This is a genomic window from Pseudomonas sp. TE31087, assembly GCF_057284075.1.
In genome coordinates this window covers 201,218-225,708 of sequence record NZ_JBXVNN010000001.1, presented here as the reverse complement: position 1 = coordinate 225,708, position 24,491 = coordinate 201,218, and the positions used below count along the sequence as shown (strand labels likewise).

Annotated in this window: 16 protein-coding genes, 1 other RNA gene and 2 pseudogenes; 8 read left to right on the top strand and 11 right to left on the bottom strand. The window is 65.4% G+C overall.

What is annotated here, in order from left to right:
- Positions 1–27 precede the first annotated feature (27 nt).
- The 3 genes from hemN (at position 28) to ACZ899_RS00980 (ending at position 2,933) form a co-directional block, all read left to right on the top strand.
- Positions 28–1,410, top strand: coding sequence for an oxygen-independent coproporphyrinogen III oxidase (hemN, locus tag ACZ899_RS00990; protein ID WP_050706579.1), 1,383 nt, complete (start codon positions 28–30; stop codon positions 1,408–1,410).
- Positions 1,411–1,597: 187 nt separating this feature from the next.
- The gene (gene fnrA, locus ACZ899_RS00985; protein ID WP_110739928.1) at positions 1,598–2,332 is read left to right on the top strand and encodes a Crp/Fnr family transcriptional regulator FnrA; all 735 of its coding nucleotides are present in this window, start codon (positions 1,598–1,600) and stop codon (positions 2,330–2,332) included.
- Between the two features lie 52 nt (positions 2,333–2,384).
- Positions 2,385–2,933 (top strand): adenine phosphoribosyltransferase, encoded by a 549-nt coding sequence (locus tag ACZ899_RS00980; protein ID WP_203651763.1) that lies wholly within the window; start codon positions 2,385–2,387, stop codon positions 2,931–2,933.
- 90 nt (positions 2,934–3,023) lie between these two features.
- Here ACZ899_RS00980 and recR read toward each other — a convergent pair whose 3' ends face one another.
- From recR to dnaX, 3 genes are all read right to left on the bottom strand, one after another.
- Complete coding sequence (gene recR, locus ACZ899_RS00975; protein WP_028692866.1) at positions 3,024–3,626, bottom strand: recombination mediator RecR; 603 nt, start codon at positions 3,624–3,626, stop codon at positions 3,024–3,026.
- Positions 3,627–3,714: 88 nt separating this feature from the next.
- Positions 3,715–4,050, bottom strand: coding sequence for a YbaB/EbfC family nucleoid-associated protein (locus ACZ899_RS00970; RefSeq protein WP_023632783.1), 336 nt, complete (start codon positions 4,048–4,050; stop codon positions 3,715–3,717).
- A gap of 63 nt (positions 4,051–4,113) precedes the next feature.
- Complete coding sequence (gene dnaX / locus ACZ899_RS00965) at positions 4,114–6,168, bottom strand: DNA polymerase III subunit gamma/tau (RefSeq protein WP_234563125.1); 2,055 nt, start codon at positions 6,166–6,168, stop codon at positions 4,114–4,116.
- A 131-nt stretch (positions 6,169–6,299) separates the two neighbouring features.
- Between dnaX and ACZ899_RS00960 the strand changes: the two genes are divergently transcribed.
- Complete coding sequence (locus ACZ899_RS00960) at positions 6,300–7,058, top strand: substrate-binding periplasmic protein (protein WP_234563124.1); 759 nt, start codon at positions 6,300–6,302, stop codon at positions 7,056–7,058.
- A 296-nt stretch (positions 7,059–7,354) separates the two neighbouring features.
- Positions 7,355–8,380, top strand: coding sequence for an IS110 family RNA-guided transposase (locus ACZ899_RS00955; RefSeq protein WP_203646634.1), 1,026 nt, complete (start codon positions 7,355–7,357; stop codon positions 8,378–8,380).
- 390 nt (positions 8,381–8,770) lie between these two features.
- On the opposite strand, the gene ACZ899_RS00950 is transcribed toward ACZ899_RS00955, so the two are convergent.
- Positions 8,771–9,277 (bottom strand): DUF2938 domain-containing protein, encoded by a 507-nt coding sequence (locus tag ACZ899_RS00950; RefSeq protein WP_203652621.1) that lies wholly within the window; start codon positions 9,275–9,277, stop codon positions 8,771–8,773.
- 84 nt (positions 9,278–9,361) lie between these two features.
- On the opposite strand from ACZ899_RS00950, the gene ACZ899_RS00945 reads away from it, so the two are divergent.
- Positions 9,362–9,763, top strand: a complete 402-nt coding sequence (locus ACZ899_RS00945; protein ID WP_203651757.1) for a helix-turn-helix domain-containing protein — start codon at positions 9,362–9,364, stop codon at positions 9,761–9,763.
- Between the two features lie 33 nt (positions 9,764–9,796).
- On the opposite strand, the gene ACZ899_RS00940 is transcribed toward ACZ899_RS00945, so the two are convergent.
- The 7 genes and pseudogenes from ACZ899_RS00940 to ACZ899_RS00910 all read right to left on the bottom strand — a co-directional run bounded on the left by ACZ899_RS00940 (position 9,797) and on the right by ACZ899_RS00910 (position 20,305).
- On the bottom strand, positions 9,797–11,746 hold the full coding sequence (locus ACZ899_RS00940) for a hypothetical protein (protein WP_234560288.1): 1,950 nt from the start codon (positions 11,744–11,746) through the stop codon (positions 9,797–9,799).
- Positions 11,747–11,769: 23 nt separating this feature from the next.
- On the bottom strand, positions 11,770–12,165 hold the full coding sequence (locus tag ACZ899_RS00935; protein WP_234560289.1) for a hypothetical protein: 396 nt from the start codon (positions 12,163–12,165) through the stop codon (positions 11,770–11,772).
- A 163-nt stretch (positions 12,166–12,328) separates the two neighbouring features.
- Positions 12,329–12,425, bottom strand: an RNA gene (ffs, locus tag ACZ899_RS00930) — signal recognition particle sRNA small type.
- A gap of 188 nt (positions 12,426–12,613) precedes the next feature.
- A pseudogene (gene ligA, locus ACZ899_RS00925) lies at positions 12,614–14,957 on the bottom strand (NAD-dependent DNA ligase LigA).
- A 100-nt stretch (positions 14,958–15,057) separates the two neighbouring features.
- Positions 15,058–15,948 (bottom strand): cell division protein ZipA, encoded by an 891-nt coding sequence (gene zipA / locus ACZ899_RS00920; RefSeq protein ID WP_203651753.1) that lies wholly within the window; start codon positions 15,946–15,948, stop codon positions 15,058–15,060.
- Between the two features lie 205 nt (positions 15,949–16,153).
- Positions 16,154–19,642: a chromosome segregation protein SMC gene (gene smc / locus ACZ899_RS00915; RefSeq protein WP_234560291.1), complete on the bottom strand. Its 3,489-nt coding sequence runs from the start codon at positions 19,640–19,642 to the stop codon at positions 16,154–16,156.
- Positions 19,643–19,645: 3 nt separating this feature from the next.
- Complete coding sequence (locus ACZ899_RS00910; protein ID WP_234560292.1) at positions 19,646–20,305, bottom strand: GntR family transcriptional regulator; 660 nt, start codon at positions 20,303–20,305, stop codon at positions 19,646–19,648.
- A 272-nt stretch (positions 20,306–20,577) separates the two neighbouring features.
- Here ACZ899_RS00910 and xdhA point away from each other — a divergent pair, with 272 nt between their 5' ends.
- Entirely contained in the window at positions 20,578–22,032 is a 1,455-nt protein-coding gene (gene xdhA / locus ACZ899_RS00905; protein WP_203651749.1) for a xanthine dehydrogenase small subunit, read from the top strand.
- Positions 22,025–24,425, top strand: a pseudogene (gene xdhB, locus ACZ899_RS00900) (xanthine dehydrogenase molybdopterin binding subunit). Before xdhA ends, xdhB begins: the two are co-directional and overlap by 8 nt.
- Positions 24,426–24,491: the final 66 nt, after the last annotated feature.

Here is a 24,491-nt window from a genome sequence, read left to right as displayed (position 1 = left end):
CTGCAGCTCTATCCGGGGACCACCCACATGCTCGACGACCTACGCTGGGACGCCGACCTGATTCGTCGCTACGATCTGGCCGGGCCACGCTACACCTCCTATCCGACCGCCGTGCAACTGCACGGCGAAGTGGGCTCGTTCGACCTGCTTCACGCCCTGCGCGAAAGCCGCCGCGCCACGCGCCCGCTGTCGCTGTACGTGCACGTGCCGTTCTGCGCCAACATCTGCTACTACTGCGCCTGCAACAAGGTCATCACCAAGGACCGTGGCCGCGCCGCGCCCTACCTGCAGCGCCTGGAGCAGGAGATCCAGCTGATCGCCTGCCACCTCGACCCGAAACAGGTGGTCGAGCAGCTGCACTTCGGCGGCGGCACGCCGACCTTCCTCAGCCATGTCGAACTGCGCCAGCTGATGGCCACCCTGCGCCAGCACTTCCACCTGCTGGACGACGACTCCGGCGACTACGGCATCGAGATCGACCCGCGCGAGGCCGACTGGTCGACCATGGGCCTGCTGCGCGAGCTGGGCTTCAACCGCGTCAGCCTCGGCGTGCAGGACCTCGATCCGGCCGTGCAGCGCGCGGTCAACCGCCTGCAGAGCCTGGAGCAGACCCGCACCCTGATCGAGGCGGCGCGCACCCTGCAGTTCCGCTCGATCAACCTCGACCTGATCTACGGCCTGCCCAAGCAGACCCCGGAAGGTTTCGCTCGCACTGTCGAGGAAGTGATCCGCCTGCAGCCCGACCGTCTGTCGGTATTCAACTACGCACACCTGCCCGAGCGCTTCATGCCCCAGCGGCGCATCGACAGCGCCGACCTGCCGGCGCCGGCGGCCAAGCTGGAAATGCTCCACGCCACCATCGACCAGTTGACCGCCGCCGGCTACCGCTACATCGGCATGGACCACTTCGCCCTGCCCGACGACGAACTGGCCATCGCCCAGGAAGAAGGCACCCTGCAGCGCAATTTCCAGGGCTACACCACCCATGGCCACTGCGACCTGATCGGCCTGGGCGTGTCGGCGATCAGCCAGATCGGCGACCTGTACTGCCAGAACAGCAGCGACCTCAACACCTATCAGGACACCCTCTCCACCGCCCAGCTGGCGACCCAGCGTGGCCTTTTGTGCAACCAGGACGACCGCCTGCGCCGGGCGGTGATCCAGCAACTGATCTGCCACTTCGAACTGGATTTCGAGGCGTTCGAGCAGGCCTTCACCATCGATTTTCGTGGCTACTTCAAGGAGCTGTGGCCACAGCTGCAAGCCATGCAGCGCGACGGCCTGATCAGCCTGGACAGCAAAGGCATCCGCATCCTGCCGGCCGGACGCCTGCTGGCGCGCTCGGTATGCATGGTGTTCGACGCCTACCTCGCGCAGCAGAATCGCCAGCGTTTTTCCCGGGTGATCTGAGGCGATTGAGGCGTTTCACCGCATGGACAGCCCGCCTTTCGAGGCACACTATGGACAGTTGAACGGTGGCGGAACACACCTTCCGCACCGTCGCTAGCGTGCACCAAAAATGCGCACACTGGCCTACAGCCCATGCCGCAGGTTATCCTTACGGCTTATGTGTGCTTTCCCACAAGGATCGAAAGAAATGTCCGAGCCAGTAAAACTGCGCCCACACAACCAGGCCCACTGCAAGGATTGCAGCCTGGCCCCCCTGTGCCTGCCCCTGTCCCTGAACCTGGAGGACATGGATGCACTGGATGAAATCGTCAAACGCGGCCGCCCGTTGAAGAAAGGCGAGTTCCTGTTCCGCCAGGGTGACAATTTCGGCTCGGTCTATGCGGTCCGCTCTGGCGCCCTGAAAACCTTCAGCCTCAGCGATGCCGGCGAAGAGCAGATCACCGGCTTCCACCTGCCCAGCGAGCTGGTCGGCCTGTCCGGCATGGACACCGAGGCCTATCCGGTGTCGGCCCAGGCCCAGGAAACCACCTCGGTGTGCGAGATCCCCTTCGAGCGCCTCGACGAGCTGTCGGTGCAGCTGCCGCAGCTGCGCCGCCAGCTGATGCGGGTGATGAGCCGCGAGATCCGCGACGACCAGCAGATGATGCTGCTGCTGTCGAAAAAGACCGCCGACGAGCGCATCGCCACCTTCCTGGTCAACCTGTCGGCACGCTTCCGTGCCCGCGGCTACTCGGCCAACCAGTTCCGCCTGAGCATGTCGCGCAACGAGATCGGCAATTACCTGGGCCTGGCGGTGGAAACCGTGTCGCGGGTGTTCACCCGCTTCCAGCAGAACGGCCTGCTCAAGGCCGAGGGCAAGGAAGTGCACATCCTCGATCCGATCCAGCTGTGTGCGCTGGCCGGTGGTGCGCTGGACGCCTGATTGCCCTGCGGACGGGGTATACTGGCGCCGAGTTTTTCCAGGATACCCGCCCATGCACAGCGACACCTTCGACCTCAAAGCCCTGATCCGCCCGGTAGTGGACTTCCCCAAGCCGGGCGTGATCTTCCGCGACATCACCCCGCTGTTCCAATCGCCGCGCGGGCTGCGCTATGTCGCCGACCAGTTCATCGAGCGCTATGTCGAGGCCGAGTTCAGCCATATCGGCGCCATGGACGCGCGGGGCTTCCTGATCGGCTCGATCATCGCTCACCAGTTGAACAAGCCTCTGATCCTGTTCCGCAAGCAGGGCAAGCTGCCGGCAGACGTGTTGAGCGAGGGTTACCAGACCGAATACGGAGAGGCCTTCCTGGAAGTGCACGCCGACAGCCTGTGCGATGGCGACTCGGTATTGATCTTCGATGACCTGATCGCCACCGGCGGCACCTTGCTGGCCGCGGCCAACCTGGTGCGCCGCACCGGCGCCCGAGTGTTCGAGGCGGCGGCGATCATCGACCTGCCGGAGCTGGAAGGCTCGCGCCGCCTGCAGGCGGCCGGGGTGCCGACCTTCTGCCTGACCGAGTTTTCCCTGAGCGAGTACTGAGTTCGCGTCCAGAATGATCGCGGGGCAAGCCCGCTCCCACGCAGGCAACCTGCGTGGGAGCGGGCTTGCCCCGCGATGCTTTACATGGACCTACAGCGAAATCGGCCTGCGCCCCGCGAAAGCATGGGCCAGCGTCCCGCCATCCACCAGCTCCAGCTCCCCGCCCAACGGCACGCCATGGGCGATGCGCGTGGCCGCCAGGCCCTTCTCGGCCAGCAGCTGGGCGATGTAGTGGGCAGTCGCCTCCCCCTCCACCGTGGGGTTGGTGGCCAGGATCACCTCGCTGAAGGTGCCCTGCTCCTCGATCCGCGCCATCAGCTGCGGAATACCGATGGCCTCAGGCCCCAGGCCATCGAGCGGCGACAAGTGCCCCTTGAGCACGAAGTAGCGGCCGCGATAGCCGGTCTGCTCCACCGCGTACACATCCATCGGCCCCTCCACCACGCACAGCTGGCTGTCGTCGCGGCGCGGGTCGGCGCACTGCGGACACAGCTCCTGCTCGGTCAGGGTCCGGCACTGGCGGCAGTGGCCGACGCCTTCCATGGCCTGGCTCAGGGCCTGGGCCAGGCGCGTGCCGCCGCTGCGGTCGCGCTCAAGCAACTGCAGGGCCATGCGTTGGGCGGTTTTCTGACCGACGCCGGGCAGGATGCGCAGGGCGTCGATCAGTTGGCGGATCAGGGGGCTGAAGCTCATGTGTGCAGGCCTGCCAATTCAGGAAACAGAATGAACAAGGGAGCAACGACCGTCGGGTCGTTGCTCCCCATTTGAAGCCAGAAGCCGATCAGAACGGCATCTTGAAACCAGGCGGCAGCTGCATGCCAGCGGTCATGCCGCCCATCTTTTCCTGACTGCTCTGCTCGATCTTGCGCACGGCGTCGTTCAGCGCGGCGGCGATCAGGTCCTCGAGCACTTCCTTGTCGTCGGCGTCGGTCGACATCAGGCTCTGATCGATGCTGACGCGCTTGACGTCGTGGCGACCGGTCATCACCACGCTGACCAGGCCGCCGCCGGACTGGCCGGTGACTTCCGCGTTGGCCAGCTCTTCCTGCATCTTCTGCATCTTTTCCTGCATCTGCTGGGCCTGCTTCATCAGGCCGGCCATGCCACCTTTCATCATGGGGTATACCTCGATTGGGTCATGTGATGCGGCCCGGCACAGGCGGGCCACATGGTTATCCGTTCATTGGCCCTGGCTGGCCAGGGCGTCTACAGGCTCAATAGTATCCTGCCTGACCGTCGCGCCGAACTGCCGGATCATCTGCTGGATGAGCGGATCCTGCTCGATCGACACCACCGCATCATGCTGACGCTCGGCACGCTTGCGCGAGGCGGCCTGGGCTGGGGTCTCCTGCTCGGGGCGGATCAACTCGATCTTCAGGCGGATCTCGCGACCCAACTGCTGGTTGAGCGCGTCGTTCAGGCGGCGCTGCTGCGTCGAGTTGAACAGCGCGCCCTGCCCCGGGTCCAGGTGCAACAGCCAGTCATCGCCATCGGCGGCGATCAGCGTACAGTTTGCGGCGATGTTGCCTGTCATACCGGAGACAGGCAACTGTGGGAATAATTCCAGCCATTGCAGGGCGAGGCCGCTCGCGGGCATGGCCGCCGGCAGCGGCTCCGGCGCCTGGGCGGGCGCCTCTTCCTGCACGTGCTCGGCCAACTCGTCCAGGTAGCTGAAGCCGGCCGGGTCGCTGTCGGGCGCGTAGTAGTCCTCGTCCGCCGGCGGCTCGTCGTCGCGGTCCATGCCCGCCGGGCTGTAGGCCGACGGATCGAACGGCGGCTCGTCGTAGTCCGGCTGCGGGTTGGCGGCCTCGACCGCAGGTGCAGGCTCGGGCGCAACCGGCGCCGGCGCGGCAACGGGCTCCTCCCACGGCAGGTCGATGACCTCCTCGACGGGCTGCGGCTCAGGCTCTGGTTCCGATTGCGGTTGCGGCGCCTCGACAACCTCGGCAACGGCCGGCACTTCGACGACTGGCGGCTCTGGCTGTACAGGTGGCTCAGCCACGGGCTCCGGCGCGACCGCTTCAGCGACAGGGCTGGCGGCAACGGGCGGCGCCACGGCAATAGCCGCCGCTGCCACCGGTTGGGCCGGATCAGCTGTGGCTTGGCTGATCCCCACCGGCTTTAGTACCGGCTTCGGTGCATCGTCGGTGTCGGCCGGGCGGAAGGCCAGCATGCGCAGCAGGACCATTTCGAAGCCACCACGCGGGTCCGGCGCCAGCGGCAGGTCGCGTCGGCCGATCAGGCCCATCTGGTAGTAGAACTGCACATCCTCGGCCGGCAGGGCCTGGGCCAGCGCCAGCACGCGCTCACGGTCGCCCTGGCCGTTGTCGACCGCCTCGGGCAGGGCCTGGGCAATCGCCACCCGGTGCAGCACGTTGAGCATTTCCGACAGTACGCCGTTCCAGTCCGGACCTTGTTCGGCCAGATCGCGCACCGCCTCCAGCAATGCCCGGGCATCGCCCTCGAGCAACGCCTGCAGCACACCGTACACCTGGCCATGGTCGAGAGTGCCGAGCATCGCCCGCACATCGGCGGCCAGCACCTTGCCCTCGCCGAAGGCGATAGCCTGGTCGGTCAGGCTCATGGCGTCGCGCATCGAACCATCGGCGGCGCGACCGAGCAACCACAGGGCGTCGTCCTCGAACGGCACGTTCTCGGCGCCCAGCACATGGGTCAGGTGCTCGACCACCCGTTCCGGGCTCATGTTCTTTAGCGAGAACTGCAGGCAGCGCGACAGGATGGTCGCCGGCAGCTTCTGCGGGTCGGTGGTGGCGAGGATGAACTTGACGTAGGGCGGCGGCTCTTCCAGCGTCTTCAACAAGGCGTTGAACGAGTGGGTGGAGAGCATGTGCACTTCGTCGATCAGGTAGACCTTGAAGCGCCCGCGGCTTGGCGCGTACTGCACGTTGTCGAGCAGTTCGCGGGTGTCCTCGACCTTGGTTCGACTGGCGGCGTCGATCTCGATCAGGTCAACGAAACGACCTTCGTCGATCTCCCGGCACACCGAACAGGTGCCGCACGGCGTGGAGGTGATGCCGGTCTCGCAGTTCAGGCACTTGGCGATGATCCGCGCAATGGTGGTCTTGCCCACGCCCCGGGTACCGGTGAACAGGTAGGCGTGGTGCAGGCGCTGGTTGTCCAGGGCGTTGATCAAAGCCTTGAGCACATGGGTCTGGCCGACCATTTCGCGGAACGAGCGCGGACGCCATTTACGTGCAAGAACCTGATAACTCATCAAAAAACCATCGTGACCGGAGCGGGCGGAAAGAGCGCTAATGCTAGCGGAGCGGGGCCGAAATTGCACCCTGCCGATCTCGACTAAGCTCAGTAGCGGGCACACGGACGGCGGATCAGGGAGGATGAGGCGTGCGGCGAGTCCTGGCTATCCTGTTGCTGTGGACCACCCAAAGCCTGGCGCACCCGCCGGTGCTGCGCTTTTCCGTCGCCGAAAGCTGGAGCATGCCGTTGATGCGCACCGAGGACCAGCAACCGGTGGAAGGCATCCTTTTCGAGCTGATGCAGGCCATTGCCCGGGAGGTCGACGCCCGCCCGCAATACCACGTGATGGCCCGCCTGCGCCTGCAGGAGGCGATGCAGGCCGGCGAAATCGACGTGCGCTGCTACGTCTCCACCCAGTGGCTGACCGACCGGCCGGGCGACTTCCTGTGGAGCATCCCCGTCATCGAACAGCGTGACCTGCTGATCGGCCGCCCCGGCGACAGCGGCCCCACCCACCCGGAAGCACTGCCGCCGCAGGCTATCGGCACTGTACTCGGCTACACCTACCCCACCCTCGAACTCCTGTTCAGCCAGGGCCGCCTGCAACGCGAGGACAGCCGCAACCAGTTGCTGGCCCTGCAGAAGCTCCAGGCCGGACGCTTTCGCCACGCGATCAGCAACCAGTTGTCATTGCAATGGTACAACCGCTCCCTGCCGCCGGGGCAACGCCTGCAAGCCTTGGCCGTGCTGGAAGAGCAAGCGCTGGGCTGCATGGTGCGCAATGATCCCCAACTACCGACCCAAGGCGTGCTCAGGGCGCTGGTGCGGATCAAGCAGTCCGGGGAGATGCAGCGGATTGTCCAGAGGTATACCGACGGCCAGGTCTTTCAAGGTGCTCGACGTTAGAGGTGCAGCGCCTATCAGATCGAGCGCCGCCCGCGCTGCGCATCGCGACGCAAGGCCGCTCCTACATCTGTTTCGGGCCAGTCAATCCTGTACCATTACCGGGTCCGCCTTGTTGGTACGACACAGTTTCAGCGTGGGCATCGTTGCCGTCCCACCTGTCTCAAGGCATGCGCCAAGGCGGGCAACCATGGCCTGACAGGTTCGGCACGTTGCAACAAATAATGAAATGGCTACCCCCGCCCCACCCTGTGTCAGCCCTCTAAGCTTTCACAGGGTGCCTATCGGAGTGCAACGCCATGAACACTGTCGCCATCATCGCCATCGACCTGGGAAAGTTGAGCTTCCATGTACACGCTCAGGATGATCGGGGTCATGAGCTCTATCACCGCAGGTTCAACCGTGAGTCACTCATCCGCCACCTTGCCAATCTTGCGCCCTGCACGGTGGCGATGGAGGCCTGTGGTGGCTCTCATTTCATGGCGCGAGAGGTGACGAGACAGGGTCATACGCCCAAACTTATTCCCGCACAGTTCGTTCGCCCCTACGTGAAAAGCAACAAGAATGACTTTGCCGATGCTGCCGCTATCGGTGAGGCGGCAACCCGCGATCAGATGCGCTTCGTGCCTCCCAAAACCGAGGCCCAGCAGGCGCTGGCGATGCTCAATTCACTGCGCGACAGCTTCATCAGAGACCGTACTGCCACCATGAACCGCATCCACGCTTATTTGCTCGAGGTGGGGGTCAGTTTGGCACCCACCTTCAAGGCGGTCCGGGAGCTCCCCATTCTGCTGGACGACAGTACCTTCTCACCGTTGATCAAGAAGCTGTTGCTGGACCTACATGCCCACTTCCGCTATCTCGATGATCGGATCAAGGCTCTGGACAAGGAAGTGCATAGCCAGGCCGTTAGCGATGATCTTGCTTCCCGTTTGATGTCGATACCTTGTATTGGCCCGATCACCGCTACCGCCCTGGCTGCGGAATTGGGTGATGGTAAGCAGTTCCGCTGTGGGCGAAATTATTCAGCCTCCATAGGCCTGGTTCCCAGGCAGCACACGACAGGCGGCAAACCTTGCCTGGGGCGAATCAGCAAGCGGGGCGACGGCAATCAGCGACGACTGCTGATCCAGTGCGCGAGGGTCTATCTGATTGGGCTGGAGCGCAAAACCGGCAAGCTGGCGGACTGGGTACGTGGCTTGCTACGTGTTCACCACCCCAACCTGGTGGTGTGCGCTATCGCCAACAAACTGGCCCGAATCGCCTGGGCCATCACGGCACACCACAGCGAATTTGATGCAGGGTCAAGCGCCATGAACGCTTGACCCTGCAGACACACGAGTAACAACCCACCTGGTTTTGCGATGCTGCACACAGATGACGTGAACGGTATACCGGCCTGGCGATCAACCTGAGCTCCTACTCGGCTTCAGAAGCCGAACAAATATCTAGGCTCGTCGGGCGCGATTTTCATCGAGGCGCGGGACCAACCTCCCACACGACGCCGTATAGATTGACGCAAACCAAACTCACGCACATCTCAGTACAGTATTGCAGAAATGGGGGTAACCATAGATGTAGGAGCGGCCTTGCGTCGCGATGCGCCGCGCGGGCGGCGCTCGATCTGATAGGCGCTGCAGGGGTTGCGGCGGACACCTGGATGCCCTCACCCAAGACAAGCATGAGACAGGCTCCATTGGTCCAAACACACCTGTTTAACCTGCCACCCCTCCCCGAACCCCTGCCAGCACTACCGCACTCAGGAACAACCCAAAACCGAACACGCCATGCGTGGCCAAGCTACGCAGGCAACTCCTGAGCGGCGTCGGGGTACGGCTGGCAAAATACCCCGCCCCAAACGCGGGCTGCACCACACACAACGGCACCAGCACCGAGACCACCCCGAACAGCAACGCGGGCCACAGGAGCGGCCCCTGCAACCACCCCTCCCCTGCAATAGCCACCAGCAGCGCCGCAAAAACCAGCCCCGTGGCGTAATGGAGCAACCAGCCCCACGCCAGTTCCCCCCTGACCGGCGCAGCCTTGCCGATCGCCGCATGCCGCCAGCACCCCGCGAACAGGTGGCCCGCCCAGCGCCCGACCATCGCGTAGTTCAGGGTGGTAATGCCCAGGCGCCTGAGCAGCAGGGTCCACAGGTCCATGACCAGGGTGGCGCCGATGCCGATCAGCAGAATGGAAAATACGAGAGAAGAAACGCTCATGACAAAAGCCCTTGGCAGATTGACGGAAAGGTCGATGCCGAGCAGCATGCAAGTTGAAGTCAACTTCAAGTCAAGGGAGCCGCGATGGACATTGCCGATGTCGCCAGGCGCACCGGAGTGCCGGCGTCGACATTGCGTTACTACGCGAACAAGGGCTTGCTCACATCACTCGCTGGCCGCGGCCAGCGCCGGCAATTCCCGGCGGATACGCCCGAACGCCTGGCCCTGATCGCCCTGGGCCAGGCGGCGGGATTTTCGCTGGACGAGGTGGCGGCGATGCTGGACGAGCAACGGGTCGACCGAGCGCTGCTGCTGGCCAAGGCCGATGAGATCGAGCAGAAGATCAAGCGCCTGCAGGCGATGAGCAAAGGGCTGCGGCATGCGGCGGTGTGCCCCGAGGAGAACCACCTGCAGTGCCCGACCTTCCAGCGATTGATGCAAGTGTCGGCCAGCAGGGGCAAGCGTGGGAGTCGCCTGGCCCCGTGATGAGGCCCACCAGACCAGAGCACGGCGACGGGTTCAGTAGCCGTGCAACTCGCGGAACGGCTGGCCCTTGTGGTAATTGATCCACTCCTCCACGTCATAGGGCAGGTACAACTGCCGCCGCGCCCGCGACAGGGCGATGTACACCGCGCAGATCCGCGCATCGAAGGCGTAGGCGTCCTTGAAGCGCTGGGTGGTCATCAGCTCCGGCGTCAACAGCACCTGATCGAACTCCAGGCCACCGGCCTCCTCAGCCATCAACAGTGTGAGGCTGGTGGGCTGCACGGCGACGCGCGCATCCAGACCGGTCAGGTCGGCAAGCTTGAAACCCGCCTCCAGCCGCGCCTCGACCCACTGAAACGCGGCATCGAAACGCTCGGACTCGCGCACCTGCTGCCAGTCGAGCAGGTGCGCGAAGTACCCATGCGGCCCTTCGGCGTCCTGCCCCGGCGCATAGAACGCCGACCTGAACAGGCCAATCGCGGTGGCCATGAACCGCCGCATATCTGGCCAGTCGGGGAAGTTCAGCAGGCAGTTGGACTCGGCCATCTCCATGGCCCAGCGCATCGTGTCCCAGCGCGAGGCAGTCAGTACCACGCAGCCCTCGGGCGGGACAAAACCTTCGGGGAAGTGCTCGATGCCGACATCGACATGCCGCGCCGCCTCGAACGCGACCTTGGATTTTTTCGAGTGCACACCGATCAGCGGGTTGATCAGGCGCTCCACCTTGGGCCCGGAGCGCACGGCGAAGGCCATGTCCTTCTGGCGCACCTGACGCTCGCGCCTGACCACCTCGCCGCTGGCCTTCTGGTATTCGTCGCCCAGGGTGATCAGCACCTGGCGGCCACGCTCGATGACCTGCAGCAGCGAGGCCGGCACATCCTGGCTCTCGTCGATGATCACATGGCTGAAGCGCCCGGGCACGCTGCAGCCACCCAGGCTGGCGCGCTTGAGCAGCAGCAACGCCTCGAACCCGGTCTGCGTACCCCAGCTCGGCTGCGCCTCCAGGTAACGCCACAGGCGGCTGGCGTACTCGAGCAGCACCTGGGCATCGAGGCTGGACAGCGCCTGGCGAAAGTGCGGCAGGTGGCGGTTGGACAGGCTGTAGTCCCGCGACTCGCAATAGTTGCGCAGCACTTCCAGGCAGATATCCAGGGCGTGCTCGGCGTCGTATTGGCGCAGCCCGACGATCCCCAGCTCTTCGGCCAGCCGGCGCTTGCCGGGGCCGCGCGGCGCCGTCCGGGCGGAAACCGGCCGGTTATCCTTCAGCAGGGCCCGGGCGAACTGGCCGAAGGTCATGCCGACCTTGGCCTGGGCATCCAGCCCCATGCGCCGACGCAGGGTACCGAGCTTGGCCGGTGTGCGCGCCAGGGCCAGCACCCGGCCACGCGGCAGGCATTCCATCAGGGCGCCGAGCAGGTAGCTCTTGCCGATCCCGGCATAGCCCTGCACGTGGATATCCTCGTCGAGGTTGGCCTGGATGACCTTGAGCAGCTTGTCCTGCTCGACGGTCAGCCAGCGCTCGCTGTCGAAGCCGGTGGTCACCCGCTGGCTGAACGGGTTGTCACTGTGATGCAGGCGGATGCGGTAGTCAAAATCCCATTTGCCATCCGCCAGCAGGTACTCCCGCGCCTGTACCTGTTCGGCATCGAGCAGGCGCAGTTTCGAGCCCTTGATCACCTCGAGGCCGAAATAGAGCTTGCGCGCATCGAACAGCCGACGGGCCTCGGACAGCAAGCCCACGCCAGGCGAGTGCGCGCCATCGACCGCCCACGCCAGCAGCTTGCCCAGGACCTTTTCCGCCGCCCGCGCATCGACCTGGCCCGGTGTCTGGGCCAGGTTCTGGATCACCAGTATTGCTGCCAGCTCCGGCTCGCCCAAGGCGTCGAGCGCAGGCGCGCCCTCGGCCTGCAGCAAGGCCTGGCATACCTCTGCGCTGACCGGCAGGTACACCGGATGGGAAAAGTCGAAGTGCTCGGGCTGCATATCGGTACGGGTCCGGGGATCACTCAAGGGTTGTCGGATTCAGCGGCCTGCCCCACCACCAGTTCGAAGCGGTAGGCTCCCAACGACCCCGCCATGTCGCCGGGATAGCTGATACCCGCCTGCGGCGCATCAAGTACGCCATCGAGCTCATGCAGGGCCAGGTCCAGCAACTTGCGCAAGTCACGCACCGAGTGCGCCGACACCTGCACCTGCAACGCGAAGGCCGCCGCGTCAGCCGTCACTGCCACAGGGGCAGCCGCTTCCTCGAGGATGCGCTCATGCTCTTCTTCCATCTGGTCGAGCACCTGCGACAGCTCCAGCACACGCTCGGGGCTGGCGGCCATCTGGTCCTTGATTTCCAGGCGGCGCATCTGCCACTCACGGATTTTCTGGCGGGTGAGGTCGTCGACATGTTCCACGGTCGCTATCTCCTGGCCGATTGGGCTGACACGATGGGATGCATGATAAGGCGCTGCGCGGGATCGTGCAGGCGGAAAACGGTGCGAGGGTGTAAAGAAAAGCGTCTGATGGGCGACGCCTGACAGGTACGCCGGAAAACCCCTGCGCCCAAAATGGAGGCGGCCCCACCAGCCACACCCCGGCACTCGATGTTCCCGCTATGGCTGCTCCCTTCCGGGCCTGACCAGGTTAACGGGTAATCAATGCGGGGGGACCGATGGGGCCACCACGACGGCTCGTCAGCTGACGAGCCGCGCCATTGTACAGCGCCGGGGCGAAGTTACAACCTTTGATCGTGAAAAAACCATCATTTCTCAAGGACTTGTGGCAAATCTATCGCGGGGCAAGCCCGCTCCCACGCATCATCACCCGTGGGAGCGGGCTTGCCCCGCGATAAGGCCTGCGGGTTCAGACGCTGATGCCGCGCTCCGCCAGGAAGCCCACGAACGCCTCCTCGTCCAACACCGCCACGCCCAGCTCAGCGGCCTTGGCCAGCTTGGGAGCCGGCGCCGGGGCCGGCGACCACACAGTGGGTCTTGCCCGACACGGAACCCGCCACCTTGGCCCCCAGGCTTTCCAGCTTCTCCTTGGCGATATCGCGGCTCATGCGTTCCAGGGTGCCGGTCAGCACCCAGGTCTGTCCGGCCAGCGGCAAGCCCTCGGCGGTTTTCTTCTCACACGACCAGTGCATGCCGAATTCCAGCAACTGGGCCTCGATGGCGTGGGCCAGCTGCTGGTTGGCCTCGACCTTGAAGAACTCGCGCACCCCGTCGGCGGCCTTGGTATTCAGGGCCTGGCGCAAGTCGATGCCATCGGCGGCGATGATCTTGTCCAGCGTACCCAGCTTGTCCACCAGCTTCTCGGCGCCGGTCGGGCCGACCGAGGGGATGTCGAGCTTGGCCAGCATCCCGGCCAGCGTGGTGCTGGCGGCGAACTCGGCGGCAAGCTCGCCCTCGTCCTGCAACTGCATGCCGCTGGCCAGCAACTGCGCGATGACCTCGCGATTGTGCGCGTCCTCGAAGAAGTTGTGGATCTCGTGGGCAACCTCTAGGCCTATGTCCGGCAGATAGGTCAGCACCTGCGGCAACGCCACCTGCACCCGCGCCAGGCTGCCCAGGGAGCGGGCCAGGACCTTGGCGGTCTCCTCGCCGACATCGGGGATGCCCAGCGCATAGATGAAGCGCGCCAGGCTCGGGCGCTTGCTCGCCTCGATGGCGGCCAGCAGCTTGTTGCTCGACACCTCGGCAAAGCCTTCCAGCGCCACCACCTGGTCGAAGGTCAGGCGGTAGAGATCGGCCGGTGAGCGGATCAGGTTCTCGTCGACCAGCTGCTCGACGCTCTTCTCGCCCAGGCCGTCGATGTCCATGGCCCGGCGCGATACGTAGTGGATGATCGCCTGCTTGAGCTGGGCAGCGCAGCTCAGGCGCCCCACGCAACGGTACACCGCGCCTTCGCTGGTGGTTTCCTTGCCCTTGCTGCGCTTGACCAGCTGGGTGCGCTCGACCTGCGAGCCGCACACCGGGCACTGCGTGGGCACCTCGACCGGCCGGGCGTCCTGCGGACGGCGGTCGAGCACCACCTGCATCACCTGCGGGATCACATCGCCGGCGCGGCGGATAATCACCGTGTCGCCGATGCGCAGGCCCAGGCGGGCGATCTCGTCCATGTTGTGCAAGGTGGCGTTGGACACGGTCACGCCGGCCACCTTGACCGGCTTGAGCCGCGCCACCGGGGTCACCGCGCCGGTGCGGCCAACCTGGAACTCGACGTCGAGTACCTCGGTGAGCTCTTCCATGGCCGGGAACTTGTGGGCGATCGCCCAGCGTGGCTCGCGGGCGCGGAAGCCCAGCTCACGCTGGGAGGCCAGGCTGTTGACCTTGAACACCACACCGTCGATCTCGTAGGGCAGGCCATTGCGACGGGCACCGATATCGCGGTAGTAGGCCAGGCACTCCTCGATGCCGGCGGCATGGCGCAGCTCGCGGCTGATCGGCAACCCCCAGGTCTTGAGCTTTTCGAGGATGCCGATATGGCTGTCGCCAAAAGGCTCAGATACCTGGCCGACGCCATAGCAGCAGAATTCCAGCGGGCGGCTGGCGGTGATCTTCGAGTCCAGCTGGCGCAGGCTGCCGGCCGCGGCGTTGCGCGGGTTGGCGAAAGTCTTGCCGCCGGCGTCGGCCTGGGCGGCGTTAAGCCGGTCGAAACCGGCCTTGCTCATGTACACCTCGCCGCGCACTTCCAGCACCGCCGGCCAGCCCTCGCCCTGCAGCTTGAGCGGGATGTTGCGCACGGTGCGCACGTTGGTGCTGATGTCCTCGCCGGTGGTGCCGTCGCCGCGGGTGGCGCCCTGCACCAGCTGGCCATCGCGGTACAGCAGGCTCACCGCCAGGCCGTCGAGTTTCGGCTCGCAGCTGTAGTCCACCGCGGCCTGATCACCGCCCGGCAGGTCCAGGCCCTCCACGACGCGGCGACCGAAATCGCGCAGGTCATCCTCCTCGAAGGCGTTGCCCAGGCTGAGCATCGGCACCTCGTGGCGGACCTGGCTGAAAGCCGCCAGCGCCGCACCACCGACGCGCTGGGTCGGCGAGTCCGGGGTCACCAGGTGCGGATGCTCGGCCTCCAGCGCCTTGAGCTCGTTGAACAGTCGGTCGTATTCGGCATCGGGCACGCTGGGTTCGTCGAGCACGTAATAGCGGTAGTTGTGCTGGTCGAGTTCGGCGCGCAGGGCATGGATTCGGGATTCGGCGTTCATGGTTGGTCTTCTCTTGCAAAGCAAAAGAGCAGCCCCTGGCTGCTCTTTTACTTGAATCATCGCGGCGCGGATCGAGGCAGGATCCGCCCGCTCGTAAACATCAGCGTTTCTGGGTCAGGGCGCGGCGCTCGAATTCGACGATGCGCTGACGGTAATGCTCGATGGTCTGGGCGGTCAGCACGCTGCGCTGGTCATCCTTGAGCTCACCATTGAGCTCGTGGGCCAACTTGCGGGCGGCGGCCACCATCACGTCGAAGGCCTGCTTGGGATGACGCGGGCCAGGCAGACCGAGGAAGAAGCTCACCGCACGGGTGCTGAAATGGTCGATGTCGTCCAGGTCGAACACGCCGGGCTTGACCGCGTTGGCCATGGAGAACAGCACTTCGCCGTGGCCGGCCATGCTCTCGTGGCGGTGGAAGATGTCCATTTCGCCGAAGCGCAGGCCGCTTTCGAGGATGTTCTGCAGCAGCGCCGGGCCCTTGAAGCCACCTTCGTCACGGGAAATGACGCTGATCACCAGCACTTCCTCGGCCGGCGGCAGCTCCTTGGCCGGCGTGCTCGGCGCGGTGAAGCCGTTGGCGCGGGTGTTGTCGGCGGCGAAATCGTCGTCGCCACCCTCGAACAGGTCGGGCTCGCGGGGCTCGGCGGCCAGGTTCAGGTCACCCTGCTGCGGCTCGCTGTGGTTGCGCTTGCCGCGCTTGGCCTTGGCCGGCTTGGGTTCGCGCTCGCGCTCCCGTTCACGCGCAGGGACGCTCACCGACGGCAGGTCGGACTCGTCCAGCTCGGGCTCTTTATGGGTATCCAGCACACGCGCAGGGCCGAGCACCTCGGCGCTGCCGCTGTCGTCGTCCGGGGCGTTGGCGTAGCTACGGTCCAGACGGAACTTCAACTTGCCCTTGCCGCCGCGCATGCGGCGCCAGCCGTCGAAAAGAATACCGGCGATGACAATGATGCCGATGACGATCAGCCACTCGCGCAGACCGATTTCCATGTAATCCCGTGCCTCTATAAAAAATATGCTTGAAAACAAAGGCTTCAAAGGCCTTTAACACGTGGCGCCAACTCTATGTTCTGACAGGCGTTTTACCCACGCAAAAAACAAGTGACATTAAGCTAGCACGACCAAAGGCAACTTTACACCGTCTGTCGCATCTGCTGAGGCTTTTGCCTACATGTTCACACCCATTCTTTACCCCTTACGCATCGACCATGGCCATTGCCTCTTCCACATCAACTGCAACAAGACGTGAACAACCCGGCTCGTGCATGGTCACCCCCATCAGCTGGTCGGCCATTTCCATGGCGATCTTGTTGTGGGTGATGTAGATGAACTGCACGGTCTCGCTCATTTCCTTGACCAGGCGGGCATAGCGCCCGACGTTGGCGTCGTCCAGCGGCGCGTCGACCTCGTCGAGCATGCAGAACGGCGCCGGGTTCAGCTTGAAGATGGCGAACACCAGGGCCAGGGCCGTCAGTGCCTTCTCGCCGCCGGACAACAGATGGATGGTGCTGTTCTTCTTGCCCGGTGGACGCGCCATGATCGTCACCCCTGTATCGAGTAGATCTTCGCCCGTCAGTTCCAGATAAGCGCTGCCGCCACCGAAAACTTTTGGGAAAAGTGCCTGTAATCCGGCATTTATCTGATCAAAGGTATCCTTGAAGCGGTTGCGGGTTTCCTTGTCGATCTTGCGGATGACGTTTTCCAGGGTCTCCAGCGCCTCGACCAGGTCGGCGTCCTGGGCGTCCAGGTAACGCTTGCGTTCGGACTGCTGTTCGTATTCCTCGATGGCCGCCAGGTTGATCGCGCCCAGGCGCTGGATGCGCGCCTCGATCTGCTCCAATGCCTGTTCGGTACCCTGCTCGCTGGCATCGGCCTCGAGCGTGGCGAGCACGCCCTGAAGATCGTAGCCGTCGGCGAGCAGTTGTTCCTGCAAGGTCTTGCGTCGCACGTCCAGGCCCTGGGACTCCAGGCGCTGCTGCTCCAGCTGGCCGCGCAACAGTTGCGACTGCTGCTCGGCCTGGGTGCGGCGCCGTTCGGCATCGCGCAGCTCACGGTCGGCCTCGTCCATGTGCAGGCGCGCCTGGCGCATTTCCTCGTCGACGCTCATGCGTCGCTCCAGCAGCTCTTCGAGCTTGAGGCGCAATTCTTCCAGCGGCGCCTCGCCCTCCTCCAGGTTCAGGTTCAACTGCTCCTGGCGCTCGCCCAGGCGTGCGGCCTGCTGTTCCAGGCGTTCGAGGGCCTGACGGGTCGAGTCATGCTGGGCGCGCAGCGAGCCCAGGCGCACGGCCAGCTGGTGACCGTGGTCCTTGTGCTGGCGGGCCTCCTGGCGGATGCGGTCGAGACCTTCGCGCAGGGTGTCGCGGCGCGCCATCAACAGCTCGCGCTGCTCGGTGTCCTGGGCCATCAGTTCCAGGGCTTCCTGCAGCAACAGGCGCGCCTCGCCCAGTTGCTCGTGCTCCAGGGCGCGCTGCTCCTGCAGCTCGGTCAGTTCTTCCTGCAGGCGCCGGCGGCGCAGCTCCAGCTGCTCGGCACGGGCACGGCCGGCGGACAGGCGCGCCTTGAGCTCGCCATGCTGACGGCCTTCGTCCTGACTGCGACGACGCAGCTGCTCGCGTTGCTCCTCCAGGTCGAGCTGCTGCTCGCGCAGGCGTTGCAACTGTTCGTCGAGCTGTTCGAGCAAGGCCTCCTGTTCCAGCTGTTCCTGCCCCAGGCGCTCGATCTCCTGGCCACGGGCCAGCACGCCACCCTGGGCCTCGCTTCCTCGGCTGACCCGCAGGAAGTGTCGCCCGACCCAATAGCCGTCACGGCTGACCAGGCTCTGCCCATCGTTCAGCGACGCCCGCCGGGCCAGGGCCTGCTCCAGGGTGTCCACCGGCATGACCTGGCCCAGCCAGGGCGACAGGTCGACGCGCCCTTCGACCTTGTCGAGCAGGCTGCCGGGGACGGTCGCGCCCCCTCCCCCCGCCATCAGCAGGCGCAGTTCGCCCTGCTCCAGCGCGGCGAACTCCAGGCCGGCGAAATCATCCAGCAGCACTGCCTGCAGATCGGCGCCCAGCACCGTTTCCACCGCCAGCTCCCAGCCGGGCTCGACCCGCAGCCCCTCGGCCAGCCGTGGGCGCTGTTCCAGGCCCTGGGCGCGCAGCCAGTCGGCGGCCCCGACACCCGGTTCCAGCGCGGCCTGCTGCAAGGCTTCGAGGGACGCCAGGCGCCCGCCCAGGCGCTGCAGGTCACCCTGCTGTTGCTGCTGCGCCTGGCTGGCCTGCTGCATCTGCTCGCGCAACGCATCCAGCTGCTCGACCACCTGCCGCTCCTGCAGCTGGAGTTCCTCGAGCAGCAACTCACTGCCGGCCACCTGCTCGCCCAGGTCGCTGGTCTCGGTATCCTGCGTATCCTCGCCGAGCTGGTCACGCTCTTCGCCCAGCTTGCGCTGGCGCTCGGCCAGACGCTCCAGGCTGGCCTCCAGCTGCGCCAGGCGCGCCTGCTGCACTTCGGCCTGGCGACGCGGCTCGGCGGAGCGGGTGTTGAAGCTGTCCCACTGCTCCTGCCAGCCGTGCATGCCCAGCTCTGCCTCTTCCAGGGTCGCGGCGGCCTCCTCGGCCGCTGCCAGGGTCAGTTCCTGCTCGGGTTCGAGCATGGCCAACTCTTCACCGAGGGTCGCCAGCAAGGTGCGGTCGTGCCCCAGGTGCGATTCGGTTTCCAGGCGGCTGCGCTCGGCTTCCTTGAGGTCGTCCTGCAACTGACGCAGGCGCTGCTGGCCATGCTGGATGCTCTGCTCGACCCGGGCGATATCGCCGGCCACCGAATAGAAGCGGCCCTGCACCTGGTTAAAGCGTTCGGACAGCTCATGATGGCCGTCGCGCAGGCGCTCGATGCTGGCATCGGCATTGCGCTGCTCGGCCACCAGCGCCTCGAAGGCGATCTCCTGGTCGCCGATGACCGCCTCGCGCTGGCGCACCCGCTGGTCCAGGTCACGCCAGCGCAGGGCCGCCAGGCGCGCCTTGAGCTGGCGTTCCTCGGCCTTGTACTCGCGGTACTTCTCGGCGGCCTGGGCCTGGCGGTGCAGGCGCTCGAGCTGGCGCTCCAGCTCTTCGCGCAGGTCGGTCAGGCGCGCCAGGTTCTCCTGGGTGCGGCGGATACGGTTCTCGGTCTCGCGGCGGCGCTCCTTGTACTTGGAGATGCCGGCCGCCTCCTCGATGAAATTGCGCAGCTCCTCGGGCTTGGCCTCGATCAGCTTGGAGATCATGCCCTGCTCGATGATCGAGTAGCTGCGCGGCCCCAGGCCCGTGCCGAGGAAGATATCGGTGATATCACGGCGCCGGCACTTGGTGCCGTTGAGGTAATAGGTGTTCTGCCCGTCGCGGGTGACCTTGCGGCGGATCGAGATCTCGGCGTAGGCGGCGTACTCGCCGACCAGGGTGTTGTCGCTGTTGTCGAACACCAGTTCGATGCTGGCCTGGCTGACCGGTTTGCGGCTGGTGGAGCCGTTGAAGATGACATCGGTCATCGACTCGCCGCGCAGGTTTTTGGCCGAGCTTTCGCCCATCACCCAGCGCACCGCGTCGATGATGTTGGACTTGCCGCAGCCATTGGGACCGACCACGGCCGCCATGTTGCTGGGAAAATTGACCGTGGTCGGGTCGACGAAGGACTTGAATCCGGCCAGGCGGATGCACTTCAGGCGCATCGGTCAGACCCGCGCCAGCGCCGCCAGCACCAGTTCGCAACTGCGCTGGCAATAGGCGGTGAGCACCTCGCGGATGCGCGGCAGGTCGCGGGCGACCACGGCTTCGAGCAGGCGGGCGAACAGCTCGAGGTAATCGACCATGTTGGCCTGGCGCTGGTCCAGGGCCAGGTAGTAGGCGCGGCTCATGGCCGGCTGCAGGTTCTCGACGGTTTCCTGCAGGTACGGGTTGTTGGCGAACGGGTAGGCGGCGCGCATCACCGCGAAGCTGTCGCCGACGAAGGCCTTGATGTCCTTGGCGACATGGGCCTGCTTGAGGCGCTGCTGGATGTCCAGGAATGGGCGCAGGTCGCTGTCGATGCGCCAATGCTGGGCAACAGCGTTGCCCAGCAGGATGTAGAACTCGCCCATCAGGGTGCACAGGCTGCGCACACTGTTCTCGTCCAGTTCGGTCACATGGGCACCACGGCGCGGCAGGATCGCCACCAGGTGACGGCGTTCGAGAATGAGCAGCGCCTCGCGCACCGAGCCGCGGCTGACGTTGAGGGCCTGGGTGACCTTCTGCTCCTGGATGCGCTCGCCGGGTGCGAGTTCGCCGCGGATGATCCGCTCGGCCAGGTAGTGGGCAATTTGCTCGGAGAGGCTGTCCGGCGCCTTGAACGTCATGGTTTTCCTTCGCGATCTGGGTAGCTGTGCACAAGGGCGCGATTGTAGCGCACTTGTCCCGTGCCCGCGCAGCGGCGCGACGCGCTTTGTGCGACTGGCGGGTCAACTTTCCCACTCGGCGCGAACTATGCTTGGAGAAAGGCTCGATGAAGCGGTTCGGAAGGCCTCTGGACGAAATCTTGACCTTTGAGTCAGAAAATTATTGACCTCAGGGTCAAGCGTTGCTTAGAGTCCGCCCGAACAACAATAAAACCATTGCGAGGCCCTCCCCCGTGATCCAGTTTCTCGTCAACCAGGAGCTGCGCAACGAGCACGCCCTGGACCCGAACATGACGGTGCTGCAATACCTGCGCGAGCACCTGGGCAAACCCGGCACCAAGGAAGGTTGCGCCAGCGGCGACTGCGGCGCCTGCACCGTGGTCGTCGGCGAACTCGTCCAGAACGACCAGGGCGGCGACGCCATCCGCTACCGCAGCCTCAACTCGTGCCTGACGTTCGTGTCCTCCCTGCACGGCAAGCAGCTGATCAGCGTCGAGGGCCTCAAGCACCAGGGCGAACTGCACAGCGTGCAGAAAGCCATGGCCGACTGCCATGGTTCGCAGTGCGGCTTCTGCACCCCCGGTTTCGTCATGTCGCTGTTCGCCCTGCAGAAGAACAGCGAGGGCCACGACCTGCACCAGGCCCAGGAGGCCCTGGCCGGCAACCTGTGCCGCTGCACCGGCTACCGGCCGATCCTCGAAGCCGCCGAGCAGAGCTGCGCCCGCCCCTGCCGCGACCAGTTCGACGCCCAGCAGGCGCAGACCATCGCCCGCCTCAAGGCCATCGCCCCGCAACAGACCGGCGAACTCAACAGCGGCGACAAGCGCTGCCTGGTGCCGCTGACCGTGGCCGACCTGGCCGACCTGTACAGCTCGCACCCCGAGGCGCGCCTGCTGGCCGGCGGCACCGACCTGGCGCTGGAGGTCACCCAGTTCCACCGCACCCTGCCGGTGATGATCTACGTCGGCCATGTCGCCGAGCTCAAGCGCATCGACAAGACCGCCACCCACCTGGAGATCGGCGCCGCCACCCCGCTGACCGACTGCTACACCGCGCTCAACGAGGAATACCCCGACTTCGGCGACCTGCTGCACCGCTTCGCCTCGCTGCAGATCCGCAACCAGGGCACCCTGGGCGGCAACATCGGCAACGCCTCGCCGATCGGCGACTCGCCGCCCCTGCTGATCGCCCTCGACGCGCAGATCGTCCTGCGTCAGGGCGAGCGCCAGCGCACCCTGGCCCTGGAAGACTACTTCATCGACTACCGCATCACCGCGCGCCAGGACAGCGAGTTCATCGAGAAGATCATCGTGCCGCGCGCCAGCAATGACTGGGCGTTCCGCGCCTACAAGGTGTCCAAGCGCCTGGACGACGACATCTCCGCCGTGTGCGCGGCGTTCAACCTGAGCATCGAGAACGGCGTGGTCAGCGGCGTGCGCATCGCCTTCGGCGGCATGGCAGCGATTCCGAAACGCGCCCGCGCCTGCGAAGCCGCGTTGCGCGGCAAGCCGTGGAACCAGGCCAACATCGAGCGTGCCTGCCAGGCCCTGGCCGAGGACTTCACCCCGCTCAGCGACTTCCGCGCCAGCCGCGAGTACCGCCTGCTGACCGCGCAGAACCTGCTGCGCAAGTACTTCATCGAACTGCAAACGCCGCACATCGAAACCCGGGTGACCGCCTATGTCTAATCATCACGCCGTCAAGAGCCAGGCCGAGATGGCCGCATTGTTCAGCCAGGACCTGACCACCGGGGTCGGCCGCAGCCTCAAGCACGACAGCGCCGACAAGCACGTGGCGGGCGAGGCGGTGTACATCGACGACCGCCTGGAATTCCCCAACCAGCTGCACGTCTATGCGCGCACCGCGGACCGCGCCCATGCGCGCATCCTGCGCATCGACACCACGCCCTGCTATCAGTTCGAAGGCGTGCGCATCGCCATCACCCACGAGGACATCCCGGGGCTCAAGGATATCGGTCCGGTGGTGGCCGGCGACCCGCTGCTGGCCATCGACAAGGTCGAGTTCTTCGGCCAGCCGGTGCTCGCCGTGGCCGCCCGCGACCTGGACACCGCGCGCCGCGCGGCGATGGCGGCGATCGTCGAGTACGAAGACCTGGAACCGGTGCTCGACGTGGTCGAGGCGCTGCGCAAGAAGCACTTCGTGCTCGACAGCCACACCCACAAGCGCGGTGATTCGGACACGGCCCTGGCCAGCGCCCCGCACCGCATCCAGGGCAGCCTGCACATCGGCGGCCAGGAGCATTTCTACCTGGAGACCCAGATCAGCTCGGTGATGCCCAGCGAAGACGGCGGCATGATCGTCTACTGCTCCACGCAGAACCCCACCGAGGTGCAGAAGCTGGTCGCCGAGGTGCTCGACGTGCCGATGCACAAGATCGTCGTCGACATGCGCCGCATGGGTGGTGGCTTCGGCGGCAAGGAAACCCAGGCCGCAAGCCCCGCCTGCCTGTGCGCGGTGATCGCGCGCCTGACCGGCCAGCCGACCAAGATGCGCCTGCCCCGCGTCGAAGACATGATGATGACCGGCAAGCGCCATCCGTTCTACGTCGAGTACGACGTCGGCTTCGACGACAGCGGCCGCCTGCACGGCATCAACTTCGACCTGGCCGGCAACTGCGGCTACTCGCCCGACCTTTCCGGCTCGATCGTCGACCGCGCCATGTTCCACTCCGACAACGCTTACTACCTGGGCGACGCCACGGTGCACGGCCACCGCTGCAAGACCAACACCGCCTCCAACACCGCCTACCGCGGCTTCGGTGGCCCGCAAGGCATGGTCGCCATCGAGCAGGTGATGGACCATATCGCCCGCCACCTGGCGCTGGACCCGCTGGCGGTGCGCAAGGCCAACTACTACGGCAAGACCGAGCGCAACGTCACCCACTACTACCAGACCGTCGAGCACAACATGCTCGAGGATATGACCGCCGAGATCGAGGCGAGCAGCGATTACCATGAGCGCCGCGAATCAATCCGCCGCTTCAACGCCAACAGTCCGGTACTGAAAAAGGGCCTGGCGCTGACCCCGGTGAAGTTCGGTATCTCGTTCACCGCCACCTTCCTCAACCAGGCAGGTGCCTTGATCCACATCTACACCGACGGCAGCATCCACCTCAACCACGGCGGCACCGAGATGGGCCAGGGCCTGAACACCAAGGTTGCGCAGGTGGTGGCCCAGGTGTTCCAGGTCGACTTCGACCGCATCCAGATCACCGCCACCAACACCGACAAGGTGCCCAACACTTCGCCGACCGCGGCCTCCAGCGGCGCCGACCTGAATGGCAAGGCAGCGCAGAACGCCGCCGAGATCCTCAAGAAGCGCCTGACCGAGTTCGCCGCCCGGGCACTACAACGTCACCGAGGAGGACGTCGAGTTCCGCAACGGCCATGTGCGCGTGCGCGACCAGATCGTCAGCTTCGAGCAACTGGTGCAGCAGGCCTACTTCGCCCAGGTGTCGCTGTCGACCACCGGTTTCTACCGCACGCCGAAGATCTTCTACGACCGCTCCCAGGCCCGTGGCCGGCCGTTCTACTACTTCGCCTTCGGCGCGGCGTGCGTGGAGGTGATCGTCGACACCCTGACCGGCGAGTACAAGATGCTGCGCGCCGACATCCTGCACGACGTCGGCGACTCGCTGAACCCGGCCATCGACATTGGCCAGGTCGAGGGCGGCTTCGTCCAGGGCATGGGCTGGCTGACCACCGAGGAGCTGGTGTGGAATGCCAAGGGCAAGCTGATGACCAACGGCCCGGCCAGCTACAAGATCCCGGCGGTGGCCGACATGCCGATCGACATGCGTGTGAAGCTGGTCGAAAACCGCAAGAACCCCGAGGACACGGTGTTCCATTCCAAGGCCGTGGGCGAGCCGCCGTTCATGCTCGGTATCGCCGCCTGGTGCGCGATCAAGGACGCAGTGGCGAGCATCGCCGACTACCGTGTGCAGCCCGAGATCGACGCGCCGTCGACGCCGGAGCGGGTGTTGTGGGGGTGCGAGCAGATGCGCAAGGCGGTGGCTGCGCAGCAGCCTGTGGAACAGGAACTGGAACCGGTGACGCACTGACAGCGCGCCCCTCTGTAGGAGCGGCCTTGCGCCGCGAAAGGGTCGCGCAGCGGCCCCTGGATCTGT

What these genes read in the sequence shown, in the direction of transcription:
- recR (WP_028692866.1), bottom strand. Translation starts at nt 3,626, where the DNA reads ATGAGCTTCAGCCCCCTGATCCGCCAACTGATCGACGCCCTGCGCATC.
- fnrA (WP_110739928.1), top strand. Translation starts at nt 1,598, where the DNA reads ATGTCCGAGCCAGTAAAACTGCGCCCACACAACCAGGCCCACTGCAAG.
- ACZ899_RS00955 (WP_203646634.1), top strand. Translation starts at nt 7,355, where the DNA reads ATGAACACTGTCGCCATCATCGCCATCGACCTGGGAAAGTTGAGCTTC.
- ACZ899_RS00950 (WP_203652621.1), bottom strand. Translation starts at nt 9,277, where the DNA reads ATGAGCGTTTCTTCTCTCGTATTTTCCATTCTGCTGATCGGCATCGGC.
- ACZ899_RS00910 (WP_234560292.1), bottom strand. Translation starts at nt 20,305, where the DNA reads ATGACGTTCAAGGCGCCGGACAGCCTCTCCGAGCAAATTGCCCACTAC.
- ACZ899_RS00945 (WP_203651757.1), top strand. Translation starts at nt 9,362, where the DNA reads ATGGACATTGCCGATGTCGCCAGGCGCACCGGAGTGCCGGCGTCGACA.
- ACZ899_RS00970 (WP_023632783.1), bottom strand. Translation starts at nt 4,050, where the DNA reads ATGATGAAAGGTGGCATGGCCGGCCTGATGAAGCAGGCCCAGCAGATG.
- smc (WP_234560291.1), bottom strand. Translation starts at nt 19,642, where the DNA reads ATGCGCCTGAAGTGCATCCGCCTGGCCGGATTCAAGTCCTTCGTCGAC.
- zipA (WP_203651753.1), bottom strand. Translation starts at nt 15,948, where the DNA reads ATGGAAATCGGTCTGCGCGAGTGGCTGATCGTCATCGGCATCATTGTC.
- ACZ899_RS00980 (WP_203651763.1), top strand. Translation starts at nt 2,385, where the DNA reads ATGCACAGCGACACCTTCGACCTCAAAGCCCTGATCCGCCCGGTAGTG.
- hemN (WP_050706579.1), top strand. Translation starts at nt 28, where the DNA reads ATGCTCGACGACCTACGCTGGGACGCCGACCTGATTCGTCGCTACGAT.
- dnaX (WP_234563125.1), bottom strand. Translation starts at nt 6,168, where the DNA reads ATGAGTTATCAGGTTCTTGCACGTAAATGGCGTCCGCGCTCGTTCCGC.
- ACZ899_RS00940 (WP_234560288.1), bottom strand. Translation starts at nt 11,746, where the DNA reads ATGCAGCCCGAGCACTTCGACTTTTCCCATCCGGTGTACCTGCCGGTC.